The sequence below is a fragment of the Candidatus Cloacimonadaceae bacterium genome, assembly GCA_030693415.1.
In the GTDB taxonomy this organism is placed as follows: Bacteria; Cloacimonadota; Cloacimonadia; order Cloacimonadales; family Cloacimonadaceae; genus JAUYAR01.
The window spans coordinates 22251-44848 of sequence record JAUYAR010000178.1 but is presented as its reverse complement, the minus strand read 5'-3'; the positions used below and the strand labels follow the sequence as shown (position 1 = coordinate 44848).

Sequence of the window (22598 nt, the reverse complement as noted above, 5' to 3'; positions counted from 1 at the left end):
AGATATTCAGCGCAACTTCAATACTTTGATCAGTCTGGAACTCTTACCGTTATGGGCGCGGATCAGGTATATTTCGTTAGCCACGAAACGTTTGTTATCATCAAAGCCGTCCCAACTGAATTCCGTGCTCCCGCGTTCCAGTATCCCTGAATGGATCTTGCGGACTTTCTGCCCCCTGATGTTGTAAACGGCGATTTCGGCTTCCGTGCTTTCCTTCGCCTCACAGACGAATTTTGTGATCGACGCAAAGGGATTGGGTGCATTCTGCCATAGTTCGAGCCCGGGTGAGGGGATCAATTCGTCTTCCGGAGCAGAACTCCCGGCGGGAAGTATCTTCTGCAGTATGAGCGAGTTTATATTCTGGTAGGGGAGAGAAGAAGCCCCCCCCCATGACATTTATGCAATTTGGATCTGAGGAAACGGAAATTACATTCAAAGCGCCAAAGGGTGGAGCAAACAGTCCGTTTTGCGCTGGCTGGATCATTTATCCCTCCGGGTTGATAAAATAGTACCTATCATTGCCCAGAACGCTTGAGCCAATTCTTGCCAGCAGCACCATGTTGCCATCTTCAAATCCCGTCAAAAAACGGGTTGTCACGTTTTGCCCGGCAGCCGTCAGGGATAATTGTTGAAAGGACAACAATTCACCCGCGCTGGAGTATTTATATAGATCGTAAAGATGGCCATAATGCCAGCCATTCAAAACCCCGTCTGTCGTAAAACCAATATTTATGCCCATGGTTGCCAGGGTCAAACCGGGAGAGTTGATTAGGAGCGCCCCATCGGGTGAAACTACCTGCTGGATATAAACCACATTGTAATTTCCTTCGCCGACATGGTAAGATTCATACCAGCCGCAATACAGCTTGTCATTGATCAGTCCAGTGTTCCGGGTACCGATGGAGTAATTGTCCTGACGCTGTGATATCTGCTTTCCCCAGGGCGCGAATCCCTGCGCGGGCGTGCCTTCGGAAGTAAAGCGCAGTGCAAAAACTTCTCTGGGGGAGTTTTCCAGGTTCCAGACCAGATAATCCTTGTGCGATCTCAAGTATGTCTGTGAAGCATCTGGATACTCGGGATGGTCGGCAACCAACTGGATTCCCCCGTCAGGCCAGGCAAGGGATCCGTTCGTGATCTTCTGTCCCCAGATCCTGATAGTATTATTGGGCATGGTTTTGCTAAAGACGATGTAAAAACTATCGTTAATAAGGGAAACCTGGGAATCTTCACCCAAAGAAGAAATGGTCAGACCGCCGGCACCCCAGAGTGGATCTCCAGTCGTGCTAAATAATTGGGTTTTGAACACGGTATCACCGGGGATGCTTGAATCCCACCAGGAAACAAAGACCTCATCATTGGTCGTGACGAAGATTTCCGGCAGAGCAAGTGTGTTTTGGTTGAGGCAGTTTCTTGTCAAATCGATGCCACCTTGGGGGAACTGGGGCAGTCCGTTGGCATGGATCATCTGCATCTTGATGCGGTAGTTTCCATTGTATTGATCCCGTTGCATCCAGACAACCACGGTTTTATCGCTCATCTTCTTGGTCTGGGCACCTTGGATCTCCCAATTCAGTCCGTTTTGCAGCGGCAGACCGTTCTCCTGAAAAACCATGTCCCCGTCCGTTTCGATCACCTGGGCATATATTCCGCTGACCAAAGAGCGGTTATCCATCCAAACCAGCAGGACTTTATTGTCATAGAATTTTCCCCAGAGGTATTGCTGGGAACTGCCTTCCGTGCAGATCGGCAGTCCGGTGATCTGCCAATTGTGCATACCTGCGCTGTTAATGTGTGCAAGAAAGACATCCCTGTAAACACTTCCGATGTAGCACCCCCCCGCGTTATCCGGCAGGAATTGGGTGCTGTTACCGTCAATTTCCAAACCTGTGCCGAAAAGAAGCTGACCAGCGTTGTTTACTTTCTGGATACGGTAGGGCGAGTTCCATATCGAAGCAGCGATGAATACTGAACCATCCGAACCCGAAAACACATGGGTTCTGTCGCTCCAACCACTCGGCTAATCGGCAAATATCTGTGTAGGCTGGCTCCAGAGCGCAGTTCCGGCATGATTGTAGCGCTGGATATTCAAGCCCTCATTATCCCACCAGGACAATGCAAAACTATCATCGGTAAACTCACAGATCATGGGATGCGGGTAAAATGCGCCGGACACAGTTATCGGTTGGGGCCAGACCATGGTTCCGGAAGACGTAAAGCGTTTCATCCTGAGCTGATTCGGCATCCTGTAAGCGACAATAACGCTGTTATCCGGCCAGTACAAGCATTTTCGCGTGCACATTACCAATACTGCTATCCAGCGGCATCCCAGTCAGTGGAAGGGATACTACGCCAGAGGCATTGACATGCTGAAGCCGGCTGCTATCGTAAGTCTGATTCCACCAGCAAAAATACGCTCCGCCTGACATATCTTGAGCAATTTCAGGAAAGACTGGGGTGTTTGAGCCGGAGTTTGAATGTATCTGAATCCCCAGCGGATTCCACAGATGCGAGCCGTCGGCACCTATCTTCCAGGCATGGACCCCGTTGCTGCGCATGCCTATCAGGATGAACGCCCCGTCACTGGTCTCGGTCACAAAATTCCAGAAACTGGAACGACCATCAAACATCAGAGGTTGGGGCCACAACGCCTGCATCTGCTGATCGTAGAGACGGAGGCAGACCTTGGATTCACCTTCTATCACCTGCATCCATAGCAGAAGGGTGTTGCCGTTTGCACAGGCAACTCCTTGTTCGCGAAAATCGATGTTATCCAACTGCTGGATGACAACCGGTGCCTGCCAGGCAAGCTCCGCGTTCAGGGCAGCGCCTGCGATCCAGAGCAACAGCGCTATTTTTATCAGCTTGGTCATGCACCGCCTCCATTATTGTAGGATAGCTTTTTATTCACAAAAATATAGATAGCCGATGCTGCGGAAAGAGAAAATCCGCACAAAGACGCTCCCAAAGACAGCTCAAGCCTCAAGCTTCAAGAACAACTATAGACAAAACTCCCGCACAAATTCGTCCGATAAATACCTTAAGTAATGTTATCAGGTGAGAAACATGCGTAGTCATATTTGCCGAAATTGCATGTTGATATGTATGCCGAAGATGCTTCCCGCCTGCATTCAGTCTATTTTTGATCGAATTATCCGGAAAAGAAGGAAAGCCGTTCCAAACCACAAACTAAATCATTGCAGGTTTATCCGTTGGCCAGTTTTCCCGTCCGCGTTTCGAGATTATTCTTGACAGTCTGTGCCTTGTGGAAAGATGGATTAGATGTGCAAAAATGGTGTGATTGCCTTTGCATAGACGCGCCCGCCGAGTGGTGGCTGCGAACACAAAAAGTCCCTGAGATAAGACTTTAAACATGCGAAAAAGGAGAATAAATGGCCCGTATCTGGGAAAGCATAGACAGAGTGAAGACCGAGCTTGCCGCCAAACTGAAAGAGCTTGGCAAAAGTCCCGATGAGATCATCCTGGTGGCGATCACCAAGACTCATCCGGTGGAGACGATCAACCAAGCCCTCAAAAACGGCATCGCTCACATCGGCGAAAACAAGGTTCAGGAAGCCGTACGCAAGATACCGAATCTGCGTCAAACCTATGCCGGCTTTCACTTTGTGGGACACCTGCAATCCAACAAGATCAATCAGTTGATCGCGCTCAAACCCTTTCTGATCCACTCAATCGATTCCGTGGAAATCGCGGAAAAACTCAATGAGGCGCTTCAACGCCGGGACATGATTCAGGACATTCTCGTGCAGGTGAATACCACCGCGGAAGAGAGCAAAAGCGGAGTCAGTTTTGAAAACGCCCGCGAGACCGTATTGCAGATCGCGGAATTCCCATTTTTGCGCATTAAGGGCTTGATGACCATCGGCATCAACGATCCTGATCCGGAAGAGACGAGACCCTATTTTCGCATGCTCCGGGAACTCTTTGAACACTTCAAAAGTGAGAATATCCCCAACGTGGAGATGAAGTATCTCTCCATGGGCATGAGCGATGATTATCTGATCGCCCTGGAAGAGGGTTCGAACCTGCTGCGCCTGGGCTCGATCCTATTTGGAGAAAGGGATCGCGGAGGCAGACGGTGATCTATCTCCTCGCGCTCTTGATCGCGCTGCTATCCTATATGTACGGTTGTTTTTCAACCGCAAGGATCGTGGCAAAATCGGCACGCTCCCTCAATATCTTCAAGATCGGCACCGGTTTTGCAGACACAGAAAACATCTATTGCAATGTTTCAAAACCGATGGGAGTGTTAGTGGGCGCGTTAGACGTGGTCAAAGCAATGCTCTATCTGGCTGTGGTGGAGAGCGTTTTGAGATTTTGCGAGCCGATGATGACCCTCGAGGGATTGGATCTGCTCTATAGCGCGAACTTTATGCTGATCTATGGCTTGGCGATGTTGGTGGGGCACACTCTGCCGATCACTCACGGTTATCGTGGCGGACGGGGGATCTTCACATATATCGGTTTTGTGGCATATTTCGCTTTTTTGCCGATGCTGGTCACGGTCGTTCTCGCCTGGCTGATCGTGCTGATCTATAAGCAGATACGCTTTGCGCAATACCTGATAGTGATCCTGCCGGTGATCCTCACTCAGGTCTTCTTTTCATTCATCCCCTGGTTTCGCAGGGAGTTGCCTCCGCACTTTGTCACCATCCTGCTCGGGATCTCTTTGCTGATGGGCATTCTAAACTTTATCGTGTCCAAGAAACTGGGCGAGATCTGATCCCTTTTTACACTCCAATAATCGCGCTTGCGAGGAATATATGATCAGGATCAAACCGGTCTTAAACAAGAAGGACATCAAAGCCTTCATCATGCTGCCCTTTGAACTCTATAAAGGCGATCCGAACTGGGTTCCGCCTTTGATTTCGGAACAAAAGAAGTTCTTTGATCCGCGCAAAAACCCTTTCTACCTGCATTCGGAAGTGATGCTGTTTCTGGCATTCAAGGATGGGAAGGTCGTGGGCAGGATTTCCGCGCAGACCAATACTGAACACAATAAGGAACACAACGACAACATTGGTTTCTTCGGTTTCTTTGAATGCGTTGAGGATCAAGCAGTTGCCAACGCTCTTTTCGATGCTGCCTTGGAGTGGAACCGCTATCGCGGCAAGACCTCGATGCGCGGACCGATGAATTTCTCCGTCAATGAAGAATGCGGTCTCCTAACAGATGGTTTCGACGATCCTCCAATGGTGCTGATGCGGCATGACAAACGTTATTATCAGAAACTTTGCGAGGGCTGGGGCTTGGAAAAAACCATGGATATGTATGCCTATCTTTGCATCAATGAGACCATGCCGGAACGCATCGCCAAAGTGGCGCCATTGCTTCAGCGGCGCAGCAAAGCCACCATCCGCTCTCTCAGCAGAAATAAGAAACAGCTCAAAAAAGACATCGAAACCCTCTTTGACATCTATACCAAAGCCTGGGAATACAATTGGGGAAACGTCCCCATGACTGAGCAGGAATTCAGACACATCGTCAAGGAACTGCTTCCCATGGCGGATCCGGACATCATCTTTATCGCCGAAGTGGATGGCAAACCTGCCGGTTTCAGTCTCGGACTGCCAAACTACAACGAAGTGCTGAAGGTCATGAATGGGCGCGTCAATCCGATCACCATCATCAAAGCACTGTTGGCAAAACGCAGGATCTCCAGCGCCAGAGTCGTCACCATGGGCGTGATCAAAGAGTTTCAGGGACGCGGCATCGACACACTTTTCTACTATCACCAATATAAAAACGGCTTGCCCAAAGGCTTTTTCCGTGCGGAATTCTCCTGGGTGCTGGAAAACAACACAATGATGAACCGCGTGGCGGAAATGCTGGACGCGGTGGCATATAAGACCTATCGGATCTATGACAGAGCGATTCCTGAAAACCAATAGTCCCTGCTTTAGCGCCATCGACAAGATCACGATCGCCTTCTGTGGCTGGTTCGTGCTCTATATGCTGATTGGGCTTTCCCGCGCCACGGACGTCTATCTCCATCTGCCGGCATATCTTTCCATCCTCGCGCTGGTCTTTTTGATGGCATGGGCGCAGCAAAATCTCGATCCGGTAACGAAACCGCGGATGCACAGCGCGCTGAGCTTTGTGCGCAGCATATATCCGGTGCTGCTCTTCGGCTATTTCTTCACATCCAGCTATGCCGTGAACCGCGTCATCTTTGCCGATTGGCTGGATCCATTGTTCCACAAGATCGACCATCAGCTCTTCGGCTATTATCCATCGATGGTCTGGGGTCAGAGATTTAGCCACTGGGCGGTATCCGAGCTATTTCACTTCGCTTATTTCTGCTATTATTTGATGATCGCGGGACTGCCGGTCTATCTCTATTTCAAGAAGAAAGCCGCCTTCAAGGAGCTGATCTTCAACCTCACTTTCGTGTTCTATCTTTGCTACTGGATTTATTCATTTTTGCCGGTGGTGGGAGGACGTTTCTTTCCGGAAGCGATGGAGATGACAAAGCATTACCGCGCCGGCGTCTTCACCCACATCATGGTATTTATCTATAGCAATACCGTTCACCTCGGCGGAGCTTTTCCATCCTCGCATGTGGGTATCACCGTCGTGCTCACCATCGCGGCGCTCAAATTTGTTCGTCCCCTGGGCTACATCTTTGCCGTGATCACTTTCTTTCTCACTTTAGCAACCGTCTATTGTCATTATCACTGGTTCATCGACGCCGTGGCGGGGGTGGGCATCGGCATTTTGGGCTATTACCTCGCACTCTTCGTTCATCGAAAAATACAGGGAGAAACTCCATGAAGATATGTTTATTCATGTTGACACTAATGTTCTGCACCGTTTTGATCGCTCAACAGCCGGCTCTGCCAATCAGGGAATATGACTATGCGATCCCGGAAAACAACGTGAGCCCCATGGCGATCGGTTTGGGTGGCATGAATATCACCAATGGGGGGGATTATTATGGCTCTTATTCCAATCCTGCGCTGTTAGCGGATAATCAGATCAGCGCCTTGGTCACCTCCTTCCGTGTGGCGGACGAAAAGGCTATGGGCTTCTGGGAAGCCACTCAAATCAGCAACGCGCTCAAACCCAAGCAATTTAAGTATTTCTCCCTCGTCACCAAACAAGCCGCCTGGACCTATCAACCTGTGGCAAGCGTCCACATCAGCGAAATCACCGCAGGGGGCGACAGCAGCCGCTATTATGACTATCAATTAGACAAAGTGCAGATGTCGCTGGCGGCAAAGGACGATTCCTGGCAATCCATCCGCGCGGGGATCAATATCAAGTATCTCACCGGCAGACTGGTCTATCTGAAAGAACACCGCGTGGGCAGCAATCTCGTGCGGGATGCCTTTATCGATGATAAGGTCAAGGGCTTTTCCACGGACGTCGGTCTCACCATGCGCGAAGAGGATTTTACCTTTGGGCTGACTGCATACGACCTCTTTTCCCGACTTTACTGGGAAAACTATGATTCCAAACCCATCCAACGCCGTGTCGCGCTCGGTGTCCAATATGCCAGCGGCAGCAGCATCCTCATGGGCGGGGTTCAAGGCAAGACCAGCAAACAGACGGACACCTCCATCCACTTCGGCTTTCAAAACACCTGGAGTTGGGGCAGCCAAAACCTGCAGGGCGATTCCACAAGCCAGGGACTGGTGCTGCGCCTGGGGCTTTATAGCCAGGATTTTTACGGCACTTCGAATATCAATTACACGCTTGGCTCCGGCTATAACTACAATGTCTTCCGCTTTGATTTTTCCATGAACAACCGCGGCATGAAGCTGCGCGAAAGCGAATATCTCTTTTCCCTCGGGATCGGTCTCCCCTAAACAATGTTTCAGCTCAGCTTTCTAAACACCGGCTTATTGATCTTTGCTGCCGCCACTGTGCTGCCGCTGCTCATTTGGCTGTTGGCAAAAAAGAAGCCCAAGCAGGTGATCTTTTCCTCCCTGCGTTTCATCAAGATGAGCATGGAACAAGAAAAGAAACGCACCCAGCTCAAGAATATCCTCCTGCTGATTATCCGCATGCTGATCATTCTCTTGGTGGCGCTAGCAGTGGCGCGTCCGCTCTTCCGTTCGGATCGGTTCAAACCCTCCAAAAAGCATCCTCCCACCGCCATCGCCATCCTGCTGGACACCACCTATAGCATGGATTATGTCCATGAAGGGCGCAGCAATCTTGACCGCGCCCGGGATGCCATCAAAAAGATCAATGCCCTTTGCAACCCTCAGGACAGATTGATCCTGATCACTTCGGACGAAGGCTGGAACAATCTGCATTCGCAGATCTATGCAGGTTTGATACCCGAAGAGGTGCTTGATCTCATCGAAGTGAGTTTCAGCCCTATTTCGTTTTCCGATATGCTGAACCATGCGGAAAGCAAGCTGGCGGAAACCCAGCTCTCAAACCGCGAAATCTATCTTTTGACCGATGGACAGAGCCATGAATATCCTGCCTTCTCGAGCCTGCCCATCCACCTCATTCCCATCGTCAAGACCAACCCCGTGGAAAACCTTAGCTGCCGTGATGCCAAGCCCATCGCCCAATTAGTGGAAAAGAAACGTCAGCAGACGATCGAATTTATCCTAACCAACCACGGCGTGCAGGATCGCGAAAACGTCCTTGTGCGCATAGTGCTTGGCGACATCAAGATAGCGGAGAAATTCGTCTCTATCCCTGCCCGCCAAAGCCTCAATCAAAGCCTCGCCATCGATCTACAAAGCGATGGCTGGCAGAGCGGCTACGTCGAAGTGGCGGATGATCGTCTCCTGCATGACAACCGAGCCTATTTTTCCTTTCCCTTCCATCTGAACCCGCGCATCGCGGTGGTCAGCGCTCAGAGTTCGTTGCCTTTCTATCTGGATTCCATGCTGCGTGTCTATGTCGGCAAAGGTGTGGACATGCTGAGACCAGAGCAGCTAAATCTCTCCCGCATCGAGCAGTATCAACTTTTTGTGTTCTATGCCCCCGGTTCGCTATCTCCCCGTTTGAGGGAGTTTATCCTCGCGCTGCAGAAGCGCAAACACGGTGTCCTTTTCTGTCTGGATCGGTCTCTTTCGCAGGATTACAAGAACCTCATAGGGAGTCTCTTTACCGCTTCCATCGGTGCCTGGCAAAGCTCCAATGCCAGCATCGACTACGTGAACAAACATCACTATGTCAGCTCCATCATCGCGGACAAAAGCATCGGTAAGAGCAAGATCACGGATTATTGGAGCATTTCAGCCGGATCCGCTATTCCACTTTTGTCTGCCGGACGCGAGGCTCTCGCTTTGGCAAAGGACAACATGCTGCTTTGGGCTTTCGATCCCGCGGTGGCGAACAGCACTTTCTTCCTCGATCCCGCCTATCCTGTCTTTGCCTATCGCAGCATAGAATATGCCGGACAAGCACGTGCCGCGGGACAGAGCAATTTGATCGGAGACATCCTCTCTGCCGATACGATCACTCTTCCGGATAAAAATAAGCTCCATCTTGCCGGACGCGCATACCGGCCAGCGCGTCCCGGAATCTACAAACTGGATCTGCCGGATGGCTCTCAGACTCACGTGGCGGTCAATATTCCGCGCTCCGAAAGCGAATTTGTCCCCATGGACTTTAGTAAGCTAAAACACATCAAAGTCCTGGGCGAAAACTGGCAGGCAAGCCTCTTTCACACCCGCCTCGGACACGACATCTGGAAGTTTCTGCTTATCGCCGCGCTGCTCCTGATGGCGGTGGAAATCATAATCGTCAAGCTTGAAGAAGCCAGACTACCCAAAAGCCCAAGCGTATAACCCAGGAGAAACCCATGATTTTGGAAAACATAGCCTCCCCCTCTGAGATCAAGAAACTCAGCCTGATTGAGCTCAAAACCCTCGCCAAGGAACTGCGCAAACGCCTTGTGGACGTGGTTTCCAAGACCGGCGGACACATCGCTCCCAGCCTTGGAACGGTCGATCTCACCATCGCTCTTTTGCACATCTTCAATCCCCTCAAAGACCGCATCGTCTGGGATGTCGGACATCAAAGCTATGCCTGGAAGATCCTCACCGGCAGAAACGACCGTTTTGAGACGCTTCGCAGCTTGGGCGGCATCAGCGGATTCACCAATCGGGACGAAAGCCCCTTTGACGCCTTCAGCACCGGCCACAGCAGCACTTCCATCTCCGCCGCGTTGGGTATGGCTTGCGCCTCCGATCTGAATAAGGATAACAACTTTAACATCGCCGTGATCGGAGACGGAGCCCTCACCGGAGGCATGTCCTTCGAAGCGCTCAACCACGCCGGGCACCTGCAAAAAAACCGCTTTATCGTGATTCTCAACGACAATGCAATGTCCATCTCCAAAAACGTTGGCGGCTTGCAGAAATACATGGCGCACATGATGGCAAGCAAATCCTACAACGCCCTCAAACAGCAGATCTGGGAGATGAGCCAGAGCCTTCCAAACAGCATCCGGCGCCGCTTTATCTATGGCGCTCAAAAGCTTGAGGAATCCATGATCAACATCCTCGTGCCCAATATCATCTTTGAGGACCTCGGCTTCAAATACGTCGGACCTATCGACGGACACGACATCAAACAGCTTACTTCCATCTTCCGCCGCGTCAAGAATTACATGGTCGGCCCCGTCCTGCTCCATGTCGTCACCCAAAAAGGCAAGGGTTATATCCCCGCGGAGAAGGATGCATCGCTGTTCCACGGCGTCGGACCCTTCGAAAGCAGCAGCGGAATGCAAATCTGCAGCGGCAGCGAATCCTGGTCGGAGATATTTGGGAAAAGCCTCTGCGAGATCGCCAAGGCGAACAAAAACGTGACCGGTATCACAGCCGCGATGAGTGCTGGAACCGGACTCACCCGCTTTGAAACGGAATTTCCGGAACGTTTCTTCGACGTCGGAATCGCTGAACAGCATGCCGTAACTCTTGCCGCCGGAATGGCTTGCAAGGGCTTAAAACCCTTCGTCGCGATCTATAGCACTTTCATGCAGCGCGCCCTCGATCAGGTGATCCACGATGTGGCTTTGCCGCGTCTGCCGGTAGTCTTTTGCATTGATCGCGCCGGACTTGTCGGAGAAGACGGAGCCACTCATCATGGCGCCTTCGACATCTCATTTTTAAACTATATTCCAAGCCTGATCATCCTCGCTCCCGCCACGGCAGAAGAACTGGACGCCATGATGCGCTTTGCCTCGACCTACACAGAAGGACCCATCGCCATCCGCTATCCCCGCGGCACCGCATTTTGCACGGGAAAAGCACTTGAGAGTTTCATGCCCGGCAAGGCGAAGACAGTGCATAGCGGCAAAGAAATCGCTCTGGTGGCTTGCGGCGACGCTTTGCCAATCGCTGAAGAGGTCTGGCAAAAACTGCGCGATGATGGGCATCAACCTGCGTTGATCAACCTCCGCTCGATCAAACCTCTGGACGAAACAATGCTGAACAGACTCGCCAAGACCTGTTCCCGCATCTTCACTTTCGAGACCAATTCCATCATCGGCGGGATCGGTTCACGCATCGCTCAACTGCTTGTAGAACATGACGTAAAGGTGATCAATTTCGGTTATCCAGACCAGTTTGTCACCCATGGCAAGACCTCCCTGCTCAACGAACTCATCGGTTTTACTCCGGAAAAACTATATGAACGGATCAAAGAGAGTGTTTGAAGTTGAGAGAGATTCAGAGAAGGTTTTCACCACAGAGAAACAGAGAGATCAGAGAAGATTTTCACCACAGAGGAAAGCAGAGCAAGAGCAGAGCAAGAGCAGAGAGATGAGAGAGTGAGTTATGAGACGTGAGATGTTAGATGAACCATGTGCTGCTGATTGCTTTCGTTCGGCGCCAGCTTATCTCATCTCTCATCTCTCATCTCTGAAGCACCTTTCCACCTCCGCAGCAGTGGCATGCTGCGCTACAGGCACACCTTTCCACCTTTCCACCTTTCCACCTCTCTAAGCCATGATCTTCCTCTCTGATCCCATCGTTGCTCTCATCACACCACCGGGAAGCGCAGCCATCGCGGTGCTAAGGCTTTCCGGAAAAAACTCCGTTGGCATCGCAGCACAGCATTTCCGTCCGCGTAAAAAGCTGCTCAAAGCGACTTCCCACACCCTTGTGCATGGCATTTTTCACGACGAGGAGGGCATCCCCATCGACGAAGTGCTGATCAGCGTTTTTCGCGCACCCTACAGCTACACCGGCGAGGAAAGCGTGGAAATCTCCTGCCATGGCAATCCCCATCTCGCGTCCAGAATCCTGAAAGTGCTATTGCGTCATGCGCGGCATGCCAAAGCGGGAGAGTTTACCCTGCGTGCGGTCTTGAACGGAAAACTCGATCTTGCCCGTGCCGAAGCGGTGAACGACCTCATCAACGCCAGGAGCGCCAAAGCTGAAACCGCTGCATTGATGCAGGCGCAGGGCATTCTTTCCGCGCATTTGAAAGGCATTTTGGACGAGATCACGGAAGCAAGGATGCGCTGTGAACTCGCCATCGATTTTTCTGATCAGGATCTTCCTCAGATCGATCTCGACGACCTGAAAACCAGGATCGACATGCTTTGCGCCAAGACAGGCGCTCTCTGCATGGAAGGAAATAGTGGCAAATATATCCGCGACGGCATCAGAATCTGCCTTGCAGGAGCGCCTAATTCCGGCAAATCATCACTATTCAACGCTTTTTTGAAACACAACCGTGCCATCGTGACCCCCCATCCAGGAACCACCAGAGACTATTTGGAAGAAAGTTTTTCTCTAAATGGATACACCATTGTGCTTTACGACACTGCGGGACTCCGCGAAAGCGCTGACGAAATCGAGCGACACGGCATTGACCGCAGCCTTGAACTGATGAAGGAAGCCGATCTTGTTCTATATCTGATTCCCGCGGATCAGGTTTTGGGGAGTGAGCCTCCTGAGTTATATTCGCCTTCACTACCTCAAGAAACTCGCATGAAATGTCTCTTTGTCCTCTCCAAAACCGATCTGGTAGATCCTTCGAAACTTGAAACGTTTCTTTCCGGAGTTCCCCATGTCCCAGCTTCCATCGTGATGGAAAATGGCTTGGACGCCCTCTCCGCTGCGATTATATCCCGCTTTGAGCTGCCTCAGGAAATCGTCAATCGTCCGCTGATCACCAATACCCGCCACCTCGGAGCTCTTGAACGCAGCCTCGATTCCCTAAGAAAAGCCAAGGACGCTCTCGCGGAGGACGCCGGTTTTGAATTCGTTGCCTTTGATCTGATCACCGCCAGTTCCGCCATCGAAGAGATTCTCGGGATCATCACTCCGGACGATATGCTTCAGCGGATTTTCGGCAATTTCTGCATCGGCAAATAGAAGACATAAAATCGTAGTGACAGTCGCCTGGACTGTCCTCATCCCTCCAAGCAGTGTGCTACGTTTATCGTAAAGGCAACCGCCTCGATTGCCTTCGGGGCTCATCCCTCCAAGCGTGATTAGTTTTCATTGCCATACTCATTGGTTATTCTCCGCCTGGCTCTTCGTATCCACTCTTCGTATCCACTCTTCGTTTCCGCAGCATCGGCATGTGGCGCTACACTGCTCTCCGCCTTGGCTGCGTTAATCAAGCCTTAATCAAGCGTTAATCAAGCGTTAGTTTTATTACGCTTGATTAACGCTTGATTAAGGCTTAATTAACACTTTGGATGTAGCGCAGCATGCCGATGCTGCGTGACAGTATAGATGTTGAAGATGTTGATAGAGCGATAGTTGTGATGGATGTTTCACGATAGATGCTTTGGGATGAGAGCCACAGCCCCAAAAATACCGATAAAATTGGTTGCAGCAGAGAGAGATTATATGGAAATGCAGTATAAGAAAGCCTCGAGTCCTCTTGAATTGAGGTAGTCCCCAAGCAGGATCGAGCCATTTGTAAAAGGATATGGCATAAGCAGGTTGGGAAAAACTTGTTGACACATAGCGCACGTGGATTTTCTTGGCTCAAATTCAGTTAATTTCATCAAGGAGCAAGATAAATGAAACAGGGAATTCATCCTAAATATGAGGTTGTGACCGTTCGTTGCGCTTGCGGGAACACCTTCGAAACGCGTTCCACCAAGGGTAATGTGCAGGTCGAGATCTGCAGCGTGTGCCATCCGTTTTACACCGGCAAGCAGAAGATCATCGATACCGCCGGTCGGGTCGAAAAATTCAATAAGAAATATAACCTGAAAGACGATCTGAAAGACGAAAAGTAGAATAAAACCATCTTAGAACGCCATTTTGCCGATGCTTTGAGCAGGTAAATGGCGTTTTTTATTTATCTGCCGATCGCGATCGATATTTGTGGTTACCGGCTGAAGCCGATGATGTGTGACAACCCCAATGATCGCGACTAAACCGGAGACACAAAGGAATAGATTATGACAAATAAACAAGAAATCAGTGTTGGCGGTCAAGCCGTCATCGAAGGCGTGATGATGCGCGGGCCGGAAACTCTGGCAACCGCTATTCGCCGTAAAAATGGAAGCATTGAACTGCTCAAGACCCCCTTTATCAGCAAGACCCAGACGGTGAAGCTATTTAAGCTTCCCATCATTCGTGGTTTTGTGTCCCTGATCGAGATGATGATCATCGGCATCAAGACCCTCACCTTTTCCGCCACCCGCTTTGAGCTCGATCTGATCGAAACGGAGAAGGAAAATGGCAAAACCGTGAAAGTCAAATCCAAGGCGGCGCAAAAGACGGAGGAGATATTCAGCTATATCTTCGCTTTCGGGCTTGCCTTTCTGCTATTCGGACTGCTACCCTACAAGCTTTCGGACTGGATGAAGCTTTCCAGACAGGATTTCTTTTTCAACCTCTTCGCCGGAGGGATCAGGATTGTGTTTTTTGTGCTTTATGTATGGCTGATCAGCCTGATGAAGGACATCCGCCGCCTTTTTCAATATCACGGGGCGGAGCATAAAAACGTGAGCGCCTACGAGAAAAACAACGAACTTTTGATCGCCGAGATCCAAAAGAACAGCACCATCCACCCGCGTTGTGGCACGAGCTTTATGTTCTTTGTGCTGCTGATCGCGATCTTGATATTTTCGATCACGGACACCCTCGTTTCCGCTTTCATCCTCAAGGGTCCGCTGCCGATGTTCCTGCGTCTGGGATACCATTTTCTAATGATTCCAATCATTTCCGGCGTCAGCTACGAAGTGCTCAAATTCAGCGGACGCAACATCAAACACCCGATCGTGAAACTGATGACGATCCCCGGCATGGCAATGCAGAGGATCACCACCCAGCCCCCGGATGACAGCATGGTCGAAACAGCGTTAGTGGCGATGAAAGCCGCGCTGGGTCTGGATTATAGCGAACACAACGTGGTGCTCTTGAGCGGAAAAAAATGATTCCGAGAGACAAGCTCGATTCCCTTAGGCAAGAATTGGAAGAAATGCAGGAAAGCGTCTCCGATCCCCTGATCATTTCAGACGGACGCCGCTTTCGCACGTTGATGCGCAGATTCAAGGAACTGAGCGAAATCAACGAAACCTGGAGCCGCTATCAGGAAATCGAACAACACATCCTCGATGCGCATCATATCCTTGAAACGGAAAGTGATGCCGATATGGAAGACATGGCAAAGGACGAACTTGCCGATCTGGAAGCTAAACTGGCAGATGCCGAACTGCTGCTGCGCGATCTGCTCAACCCCAAAGACCCCATTGACGATAAAAATGCCATCATCGAAATCCGTGCCGGAACCGGTGGTGAGGAAGCGGCGCTCTTTGTAGCCGACCTCTATCGCATGTACAGCTACTACGCGGAAAAGAAAGGCTGGAAACTGCAACTTTTGGATAGCAGCGAAACCGGTTTGGGCGGATTTAAAGAGATCATCTTTCAGCTTTCCGGAGATCAGCCCTATGGTTTGATGCGTTTTGAAAGCGGCGTTCATCGCGTGCAACGCATCCCAGTGACGGAATCCGGAGGACGCATCCACACCTCCGCGGTGAGCGTGGCAGTGCTTCCCGAAGCCGAGGAAATCGATGTCGTGATCAACGATGCCGAGATCCGCGTGGACGTCTATCGTAGCTCCGGGAATGGCGGTCAAAGCGTGAATACGACAGATTCCGCGGTGCGCATTACCCACATTCCTACCGGCATCGTGGTCACCTGTCAGGATGAGAAATCCCAGCTCAAAAACAAGGTGAAGGCGATGAAAGTATTGCGTGCCCGACTTTTGGACAATGAGATCAGCCGCCAGGAACAGGAAATCGCCACTTCCCGCAAGGCGCAGGTGAGCACCGGAGACCGATCCGCCAAGATCAGAACATACAATTTCCCCCAGTCCCGGGTGACCGATCACAGAATTAACTTGACAAGCTATAACCTCGACGCTTTTTTGGCTGGAGAGATAGATGACTTTATCACATCGCTGAGAATGGCATGGCGAAACGAGAAGGTAAATGAATAAATGGCGCTGATTCCGATACTGCTGACGGGGGGCATGCTCCTCGTCTTTCTGGCTTTGTCCTTTCTTTTTTCAGGATATGAGACCGGACTGATCTCCATAAATCAGATCAATTTGGAAAACGAGGCGAAGCGCAGCAAGTCCCGTGCCCAGCTTTTGGCTTTTGTGCGTCAACCGGATAAGTTTCTGGGCACGACCCTGATCGGAAACAACATTGCAAACGTCCTGTTGGCATCGATCTCCACCTATTTTGTGCATCAGCTCAACATCACAAATCTCGATGCCCGCTACACGGCTCTTTTCATCGGAGTGATCGTTCTCACATTTGGCGAGATCATGCCCAAGGCGATCTTCCGCGATCACGCAGAGACGATCGTGCCGGCTCTTTTTCCCTTGATCCGTTTTTTCTCCATTGTCTTCAAGCCGATGATCATGATCGTCACCTGGATCAACAACGGCATGCAGAAAATGCTGCGCATCAACGGCGAACAGCACTTCAAGTATCTCACCAAGGACGACCTGTCCTATCTGCTGTCTCAAACATCTTCGGATGCGATCAGCCAGCCCCACATTGAAATGATCGAGGACGCGCTGGATTTTAAGGAACAGGAAGCCCGCAACGTGATGGTGCCCCGCACGGACATCGTCGCCATCCCGGAAAGCGCAACTATCACCGAAGCAATCGAGATCGCCCGCAAAGAAGGCTTCACCCGTTATCCCGTTTTTCGCCAAAACCTCGATGACATCGTTGGCGTGCTGATCATCTATGATGTCCTCAAACGTGATTGCACCGAAAACATGACCGCCGGGCAGATAGCCCACGAGCCTTTCTTCGCTCCGGAGAATATGGATCTGGACGTCCTGCTCAAGGAAATGCAGCAAAAACACAGATCTATGTCAATTATCGTGGATTCCTACGGTGGAACTGCGGGAATCGTGACGATGGAGGACATCCTCGAAGAAATCGTCGGCGACATCGAAGATGAATATGACGACGACGAACAGGACAAGCAAGTGGAACAGGTTTCACCCAATACCTGGCTGGCGCAGGCGGACGTGGAGATCGACCATCTTGCGGATGAATATGGCATTGAGCTTCCCGAAGGGAGCTATGAAACCATCGCCGGATTGATCCTCGACAAGCTTGAACGCATCCCCCTGCAGGGGCAATTCATCACTGTCGATCCCTATCGGATTCAGGTTTTGCAGGCAACCGACAAGAAGATAATCAAGGTAAAAATCCATAAAATAACATAACGATGAGGTAATCCATGAAATTGATGGAATGCGTCCCCAACTTCAGCGAAGGAAGAGACCAGGCAGTCCTTGACGCCATCGCTGCCGAAATCCGCGGGGTGAATAACGTAGTCCTTCTGGACGTCGATCCCGGAGCGGATACAAACCGCACCGTCTTCACTATGGCAGGCGAACCGGAAGCGGTTGTCAACGCCGCTTTTCTCGCCATCAAAAAAGCAGCAGAACTGATCGACATGAGCAAACATCACGGTGCGCATCCTCGCATGGGCGCCACAGACGTCTGTCCCTTCATCCCCATCTCGGATATGAGCATGGAAGAATGTGCCGATTATGCCCGCAAACTTGGTAAACGCGTGGGCGAGGAACTGGGCATTCCCGTCTATCTGTATGAAAACGCAGCTAACAAACCGGAGTGGCGCAACCTGGCAACCGTGCGCAGCGGAGAATATGAAGCCCTCGCTGAAAAAGCCAAGGATCCAGCCTGGAAACCGGATTTTGGTCCCCACGTTTTCAACGCCCGTTCCGGGGCTACCGCGATCAGCGCCCGCGAGTTTCTCATCGCCTACAACGTCAATCTCAATACCCGCGATAAAAAGAAAGCACACGACATCGCTCTTTCCATCCGTGAAAGCGGAAAACCTGCCCGCGACTCCAACGGCAAGCAGCTAAAAGACGAAAAGGGCAACAAGATCACCATCCCCGGCTTTTTTTCACATTGTAAAGCGGTGGGCTGGTACATCGATACCTACAACCGCGCCCAGATCAGCATCAATCTGACCAATTACAACATCACTCCGGCACACCTGGTTTTGGATAAAGTGCGCGAACTCGCCTCCGAAATGGGCGTCCAGGTCACCGGCAGCGAGATTGTGGGCTTGATCCCCAAAACCGCGTTGATCAATTCTGGAAAATACTATCTTGAGAAGATGAACGAAAGCACCGGCATCCCGGAGAAGATGATCATGGAAACCGCCATCCAATCCATGGGATTAGCGGAACTGGCACCCTTCGACCTGGAAAAAAAGGTGATCGAATATGCCATCGCCAAAAAAGACAGCCTCGTCTCTATGAAGATAGATGAATTTGCGGATTTGCTCTCCACAGACGCGCCCGCTCCCGGTGGTGGAAGCGTCGCTGCGCTTTGCACAGCCTTGTCCGGAGCCCTGTCTGCCATGGTTTCCAACCTCACGATTGATAAAAAAGGCTATGAAGCTGTGCAGGACAAGGTGCGCGAACTGGCTCCCGCGGGACAGGACATCAAGCTGAAAGCCTTGCAGTGCATCGATAAAGACACCGAAGCCTTCTATGCCATGATGGACGCCATGCGTCTGCCAAAAAAGACCGATGAAGAGATCGCGGCGCGTAATGAAATGATAGAAATGACCACTCAAACAGCAATCCTTGTTCCCTTTGAAACACTCGAGCTATCCCTGCAGGCGATCCAACTGGCGGAAGAAGTGGCAAAAGTGGGCAACACCAACGCTCTTTCCGATGCCGGAGTGGCAGCGCTCACAGCACTCACCGCTGCAAAAGCCGCATATTACAACATCCTCATCAACCTTGCCGGAATCACCGACGACCGTTTCAAAGCCGATATCTTGGCAAAATCTCGTCTCATTATCGATAACTGCAATATCCTCGCGGATAAGATCGAGAGCGAGATAGTTGGAAGGTTGTAAAAAGGGCTTAATCCGGTTTTCACATTGATGTGCCTATGATCGTAATGACAGTCGCCCCGCGGCTGTCCTCGCTGTCCATCAAACCGATTTATATTGACAAAATACCCTTTTGAACGCATAATATCTTCAGCACATATTTTAGGAGAGATGATGGCAACTGATCCGCTCAACTTTCACGAGTTTATGCCCGAGGACGTGTGGAAATGGAAGCTGCTTGAGCAGCAGCTTGACGGCGTTCTGGCGATGCACGATTATGAGGAGATCCGCCTTTCCGTGCTGCAGGATTATCGCGTGTTGCGGGATGGCATCACAGCCCTGATGCATGGACACAAAGCAGAGGAAGTCGTGGACAATACCCTCAATCTTTCCCAGCCGGATAACGATATCAGCCTGCTCAGTCTGCGTCCCGAAGGCACGATCAGCGTGCTGCACCACACCGCCCGCATCTATAAAAAGGGCGAGATTCACCGTTTCTATTACCACGGACCTATGTTTCGCAAGGACAAAAACCACCAGCCGATGGAATTCTATCAACTCGGAGTGGAAATGCTTGGCAGCGACAGCATCCTGTCCGAAAATGAGGTGATCAGCCTCGGAATCAAGCTCTGCGAAGGTATCGGGTTAGGGGACGTCTCCCTCAAATTAAATAGCTATGGTTGCGAGGAATGCCGCCAGTCATATTTTGCCGATCTGAAAGCTTATCTGGATGATCATAGCGCCGCTTATTGCACCGCCTGCATCGAAAACCTCAAGACCAATCCCTTTGAGGACACCCGCTGCCTCGATCCCAAATGCGTTCACGACGTGAGCAAAGGACCTCAGATCACAAAATATCTCTGCCCCAAATGCAAGGATAACTTCCAGAAGATCAAGAAGATCCAGGCAAATCTGGGACACCGTTATGGCGTCGATCCCTATCTCTTCAAGAACTTCGCCTATTACAACGAAACCGTCTTCGATTTCGTCATCCGCCACGGCGGGAGTGAGATCATCGTTGGCGGCGGCGGCAGATATGACTATCTTTCGGAACTCATCACCAACAAGAAGATCCCCGCCGTGGGCTTCTATATCAATTTGGATACGGTCTTTCACATCCTTGAGGAGCGCGGCGGCTTCGGCACAAGCACCAAATCTTTCTCGGTTTATATCAGTTCCCAGTCCCCGGAGATGGAGATGATGATGCTCCAAATCGCCCACGAACTTCACTCCCAGAGGATCAGAACCGTGATCGGCGCCGAAATCACATCCACGGAAAAGGAACTGAGCCGCGCCCGAAAAAAAGGCTGCGCCCTGATGATTCTCATCCGCGAGGAAAACATCCGCGAGGGAAAGATTTTGTTGAATAACCTCGGCAAGGAACATCAGGAATACGTGGCGCTGGATCATATCATCGAAGCTGTGCAGATCGCACGTAAGGCTTTGAACATGGAATGACAGATTTAATCAGGAGAAATATATGCAACCCATATCGACAAATCACGCCCCCGCGGCGGTAGGTCCATATTCCCAGGCGGTGCTGCACAAGGAGACGCTCTTTATTTCAGGACAGCTTGGCATCGACCCCGCAACCGGCATCATGGCTGAGTCCTTTCAGGCACAGGCGGAACTGGTTTTCGAAAACCTCAAAGCCATCCTCGCGGCTGCCGGTATGAGCATGGAAAACGCCGTCAAAGTGAGCGTCTTTCTGAAGGACTTGAACAATTTTGCCGCAATGAACGATATCTATGCCCGCTTTTTCAGCCAGCCCTATCCCGCCAGGGAAGCAGTGGAGGTTGCGCGGCTGCCCAAAGACGGTTTGATCGAAATCTCGCTGATCGCGATGAGATAAATCCATGAGCATCATCACCAAAACCGGAGACCGAGGACAGACATCCCTCTACAGCGGAGAAAGAATCTGGAAAGACGACGCCCGCGTGGACGCCTATGGCAGCATCGACGAGCTGGATGCCCACATTGGCGATGCCAAACATCTGCTCGCCAATCCCGAATTGCAGGAACTGCTGATCGATCTGCAAAACAAGCTCTACCGCGTGATGGGAGAGCTCGCTTCGCCGACTGCGGTCTATCCGTATCCCATCTGCGAAAACGACGTGGATGAAATCACCGAACGGATCAAAGCTTTTGAAACCCAGACTCCGGTCACAGGGTTCGTGATCCCCGGCTCCACACCCGCTTCAGCAAAACTCGATATCTGCAGAACCATCGCCCGCAGAGCGGAACGCCGCGTGATCTCCCTTTCCCGCCATGAAGAGGTTTCGGAAGAGATTTTGAGCTTCATGAACCGCCTTTCCGATTTCTTCTTTATCATGGCGCGCCATATCGAAGCTTTCGAAGGCGCGCTCACCTATAAAAGAACATCAGATAGGATTGAATGCAAAGGAGATAGATAATGTATAAGATAGTGCTGATCCGCCACGGAGAAAGCATCTGGAACAAAGAAAACCTCTTCACCGGCTGGACGGACGTCGATCTCTCCGAAAAAGGCGTGCAGGAAGCACACGCGGCAGGAAAACGCCTCAAGGAAGAAGGTTTCATCTTTGACGAAGCCTGGACTTCAGTGCTTAAACGCGCCATCCGCACTCTTTGGATCGCCCTCGACGAGATGGATATGATGTATCTGCCCATCCACAACGACTGGCGTCTAAACGAACGACACTACGGAGCTTTGCAGGGATTGAACAAAGCCGAAACTGCAGCCCGCTATGGAGACGAACAAGTGTCCATTTGGCGCCGCAGCTATGATATTCCGCCGCCTCCTCTCACCGGTGACGATCCCCGTTTTCCAGGTATAGATCCTCGCTATGCGTCTCTTTCACCCGATCAAATCCCTCTGGCGGAATCTCTCAAAGACACCTGCAAACGCAGCCTCCCTTTCTGGAACGAGATCATAGTCCCACGCATCTATGCCGGACGCCGGATGATCGTCTCCGCGCATGGAAACAGCCTCCGCGCCATCGTCAAATCCCTGGACAACATCAGCGATGCGGACATCGTTTCATTGAACATCCCCACCGGCATCCCCCTGGTCTATGAATTTGACGCCGGTCTGAAAGTCTCCAAACGCTATTATCTCGCCGATCCTGAGGAAGTCGCCAAAGCCGAAGCCGCGGTGGCGAATCAGGCAAAAAGGAAGGGGTGACTGGATGAGAGATGAGATAAACACAGAGGAAAGCAGAGTGAAAGCTGAGCAAGAGCAGAGATATATTTGTCGGTGAACGGGTGAGCAGGTGAGACTGTGCCCCTCACCTGTTCACC

Annotated in this window: 21 protein-coding genes; 17 read left to right on the top strand and 4 right to left on the bottom strand. The window is 51.1% G+C overall.

Features of this window, described 5'->3' with window-relative positions:
* Window positions 1-6 precede the first annotated feature (6 nt).
* The 4 genes from Q8M98_11475 to Q8M98_11460 all read right to left on the bottom strand — a co-directional run bounded on the left by Q8M98_11475 (window position 7) and on the right by Q8M98_11460 (window position 2870).
* Window positions 7-297, bottom strand: a complete 291-nt coding sequence (locus tag Q8M98_11475; GenBank protein MDP3115370.1) for a FlgD immunoglobulin-like domain containing protein — start codon at window positions 295-297, stop codon at window positions 7-9.
* Between the two features lie 187 nt (window positions 298-484).
* The gene (locus Q8M98_11470; protein ID MDP3115369.1) at window positions 485-1990 is read right to left on the bottom strand and encodes a hypothetical protein; all 1506 of its coding nucleotides are present in this window, start codon (window positions 1988-1990) and stop codon (window positions 485-487) included.
* A 27-nt stretch (window positions 1991-2017) separates the two neighbouring features.
* Entirely contained in the window at window positions 2018-2242 is a 225-nt protein-coding gene (locus Q8M98_11465; GenBank protein MDP3115368.1) for a hypothetical protein, read from the bottom strand.
* A gap of 22 nt (window positions 2243-2264) precedes the next feature.
* Window positions 2265-2870: a hypothetical protein gene (locus tag Q8M98_11460; GenBank protein MDP3115367.1), complete on the bottom strand. Its 606-nt coding sequence runs from the start codon at window positions 2868-2870 to the stop codon at window positions 2265-2267.
* A gap of 519 nt (window positions 2871-3389) precedes the next feature.
* Between Q8M98_11460 and Q8M98_11455 the strand changes: the two genes are divergently transcribed.
* The 17 genes from Q8M98_11455 (at window position 3390) to gpmA (ending at window position 22482) form a co-directional block, all read left to right on the top strand.
* Window positions 3390-4100, top strand: a complete 711-nt coding sequence (locus tag Q8M98_11455; GenBank protein ID MDP3115366.1) for a YggS family pyridoxal phosphate-dependent enzyme — start codon at window positions 3390-3392, stop codon at window positions 4098-4100.
* Window positions 4097-4741, top strand: coding sequence for a glycerol-3-phosphate acyltransferase (locus Q8M98_11450; GenBank protein MDP3115365.1), 645 nt, complete (start codon window positions 4097-4099; stop codon window positions 4739-4741). Before Q8M98_11455 ends, Q8M98_11450 begins: the two co-directional genes overlap by 4 nt.
* A 40-nt stretch (window positions 4742-4781) precedes the next feature.
* Window positions 4782-5909, top strand: a complete 1128-nt coding sequence (locus tag Q8M98_11445; protein ID MDP3115364.1) for a GNAT family N-acetyltransferase — start codon at window positions 4782-4784, stop codon at window positions 5907-5909.
* The gene (locus Q8M98_11440; protein ID MDP3115363.1) at window positions 5881-6792 is read left to right on the top strand and encodes a phosphatase PAP2 family protein; all 912 of its coding nucleotides are present in this window, start codon (window positions 5881-5883) and stop codon (window positions 6790-6792) included. The genes Q8M98_11445 and Q8M98_11440 overlap by 29 nt, the downstream gene beginning before the upstream one ends.
* Window positions 6789-7829, top strand: a complete 1041-nt coding sequence (locus Q8M98_11435; GenBank protein MDP3115362.1) for a hypothetical protein — start codon at window positions 6789-6791, stop codon at window positions 7827-7829. The genes Q8M98_11440 and Q8M98_11435 overlap by 4 nt, the downstream gene beginning before the upstream one ends.
* Before the next feature lie 3 nt (window positions 7830-7832).
* The gene (locus Q8M98_11430) at window positions 7833-9779 is read left to right on the top strand and encodes a BatA domain-containing protein (GenBank protein ID MDP3115361.1); all 1947 of its coding nucleotides are present in this window, start codon (window positions 7833-7835) and stop codon (window positions 9777-9779) included.
* 14 nt (window positions 9780-9793) lie between these two features.
* A complete protein-coding gene (dxs, locus tag Q8M98_11425) occupies window positions 9794-11650 on the top strand; it encodes a 1-deoxy-D-xylulose-5-phosphate synthase (GenBank protein MDP3115360.1) in 1857 nt (618 codons plus the stop codon).
* A gap of 292 nt (window positions 11651-11942) precedes the next feature.
* Entirely contained in the window at window positions 11943-13319 is a 1377-nt protein-coding gene (mnmE, locus tag Q8M98_11420; GenBank protein ID MDP3115359.1) for a tRNA uridine-5-carboxymethylaminomethyl(34) synthesis GTPase MnmE, read from the top strand.
* Between the two features lie 659 nt (window positions 13320-13978).
* Window positions 13979-14200: a 50S ribosomal protein L31 gene (gene rpmE, locus Q8M98_11415; GenBank protein MDP3115358.1), complete on the top strand. Its 222-nt coding sequence runs from the start codon at window positions 13979-13981 to the stop codon at window positions 14198-14200.
* Window positions 14201-14365: 165 nt separating this feature from the next.
* Complete coding sequence (locus Q8M98_11410; GenBank protein MDP3115357.1) at window positions 14366-15346, top strand: DUF1385 domain-containing protein; 981 nt, start codon at window positions 14366-14368, stop codon at window positions 15344-15346.
* Complete coding sequence (prfA, locus tag Q8M98_11405; GenBank protein ID MDP3115356.1) at window positions 15343-16410, top strand: peptide chain release factor 1; 1068 nt, start codon at window positions 15343-15345, stop codon at window positions 16408-16410. The genes Q8M98_11410 and prfA overlap by 4 nt, the downstream gene beginning before the upstream one ends.
* Window positions 16411-17664 carry a hemolysin family protein gene (locus Q8M98_11400; GenBank protein MDP3115355.1) on the top strand — a complete coding sequence of 418 codons (1254 nt, stop codon included), beginning with the start codon at window positions 16411-16413 and terminating at the stop codon, window positions 17662-17664. It abuts the gene before it with no gap.
* Window positions 17665-17678: 14 nt separating this feature from the next.
* The gene (ftcD, locus tag Q8M98_11395; protein ID MDP3115354.1) at window positions 17679-19343 is read left to right on the top strand and encodes a glutamate formimidoyltransferase; all 1665 of its coding nucleotides are present in this window, start codon (window positions 17679-17681) and stop codon (window positions 19341-19343) included.
* Window positions 19344-19493: 150 nt separating this feature from the next.
* Window positions 19494-20777 (top strand): ATP phosphoribosyltransferase regulatory subunit, encoded by a 1284-nt coding sequence (locus Q8M98_11390; protein MDP3115353.1) that lies wholly within the window; start codon window positions 19494-19496, stop codon window positions 20775-20777.
* 22 nt (window positions 20778-20799) lie between these two features.
* The gene (locus tag Q8M98_11385; GenBank protein MDP3115352.1) at window positions 20800-21171 is read left to right on the top strand and encodes a RidA family protein; all 372 of its coding nucleotides are present in this window, start codon (window positions 20800-20802) and stop codon (window positions 21169-21171) included.
* Between the two features lie 4 nt (window positions 21172-21175).
* Entirely contained in the window at window positions 21176-21733 is a 558-nt protein-coding gene (locus Q8M98_11380; GenBank protein ID MDP3115351.1) for a cob(I)yrinic acid a,c-diamide adenosyltransferase, read from the top strand.
* Complete coding sequence (gpmA, locus tag Q8M98_11375; protein MDP3115350.1) at window positions 21733-22482, top strand: 2,3-diphosphoglycerate-dependent phosphoglycerate mutase; 750 nt, start codon at window positions 21733-21735, stop codon at window positions 22480-22482. Before Q8M98_11380 ends, gpmA begins: the two co-directional genes overlap by 1 nt.
* Window positions 22483-22598: the final 116 nt, after the last annotated feature.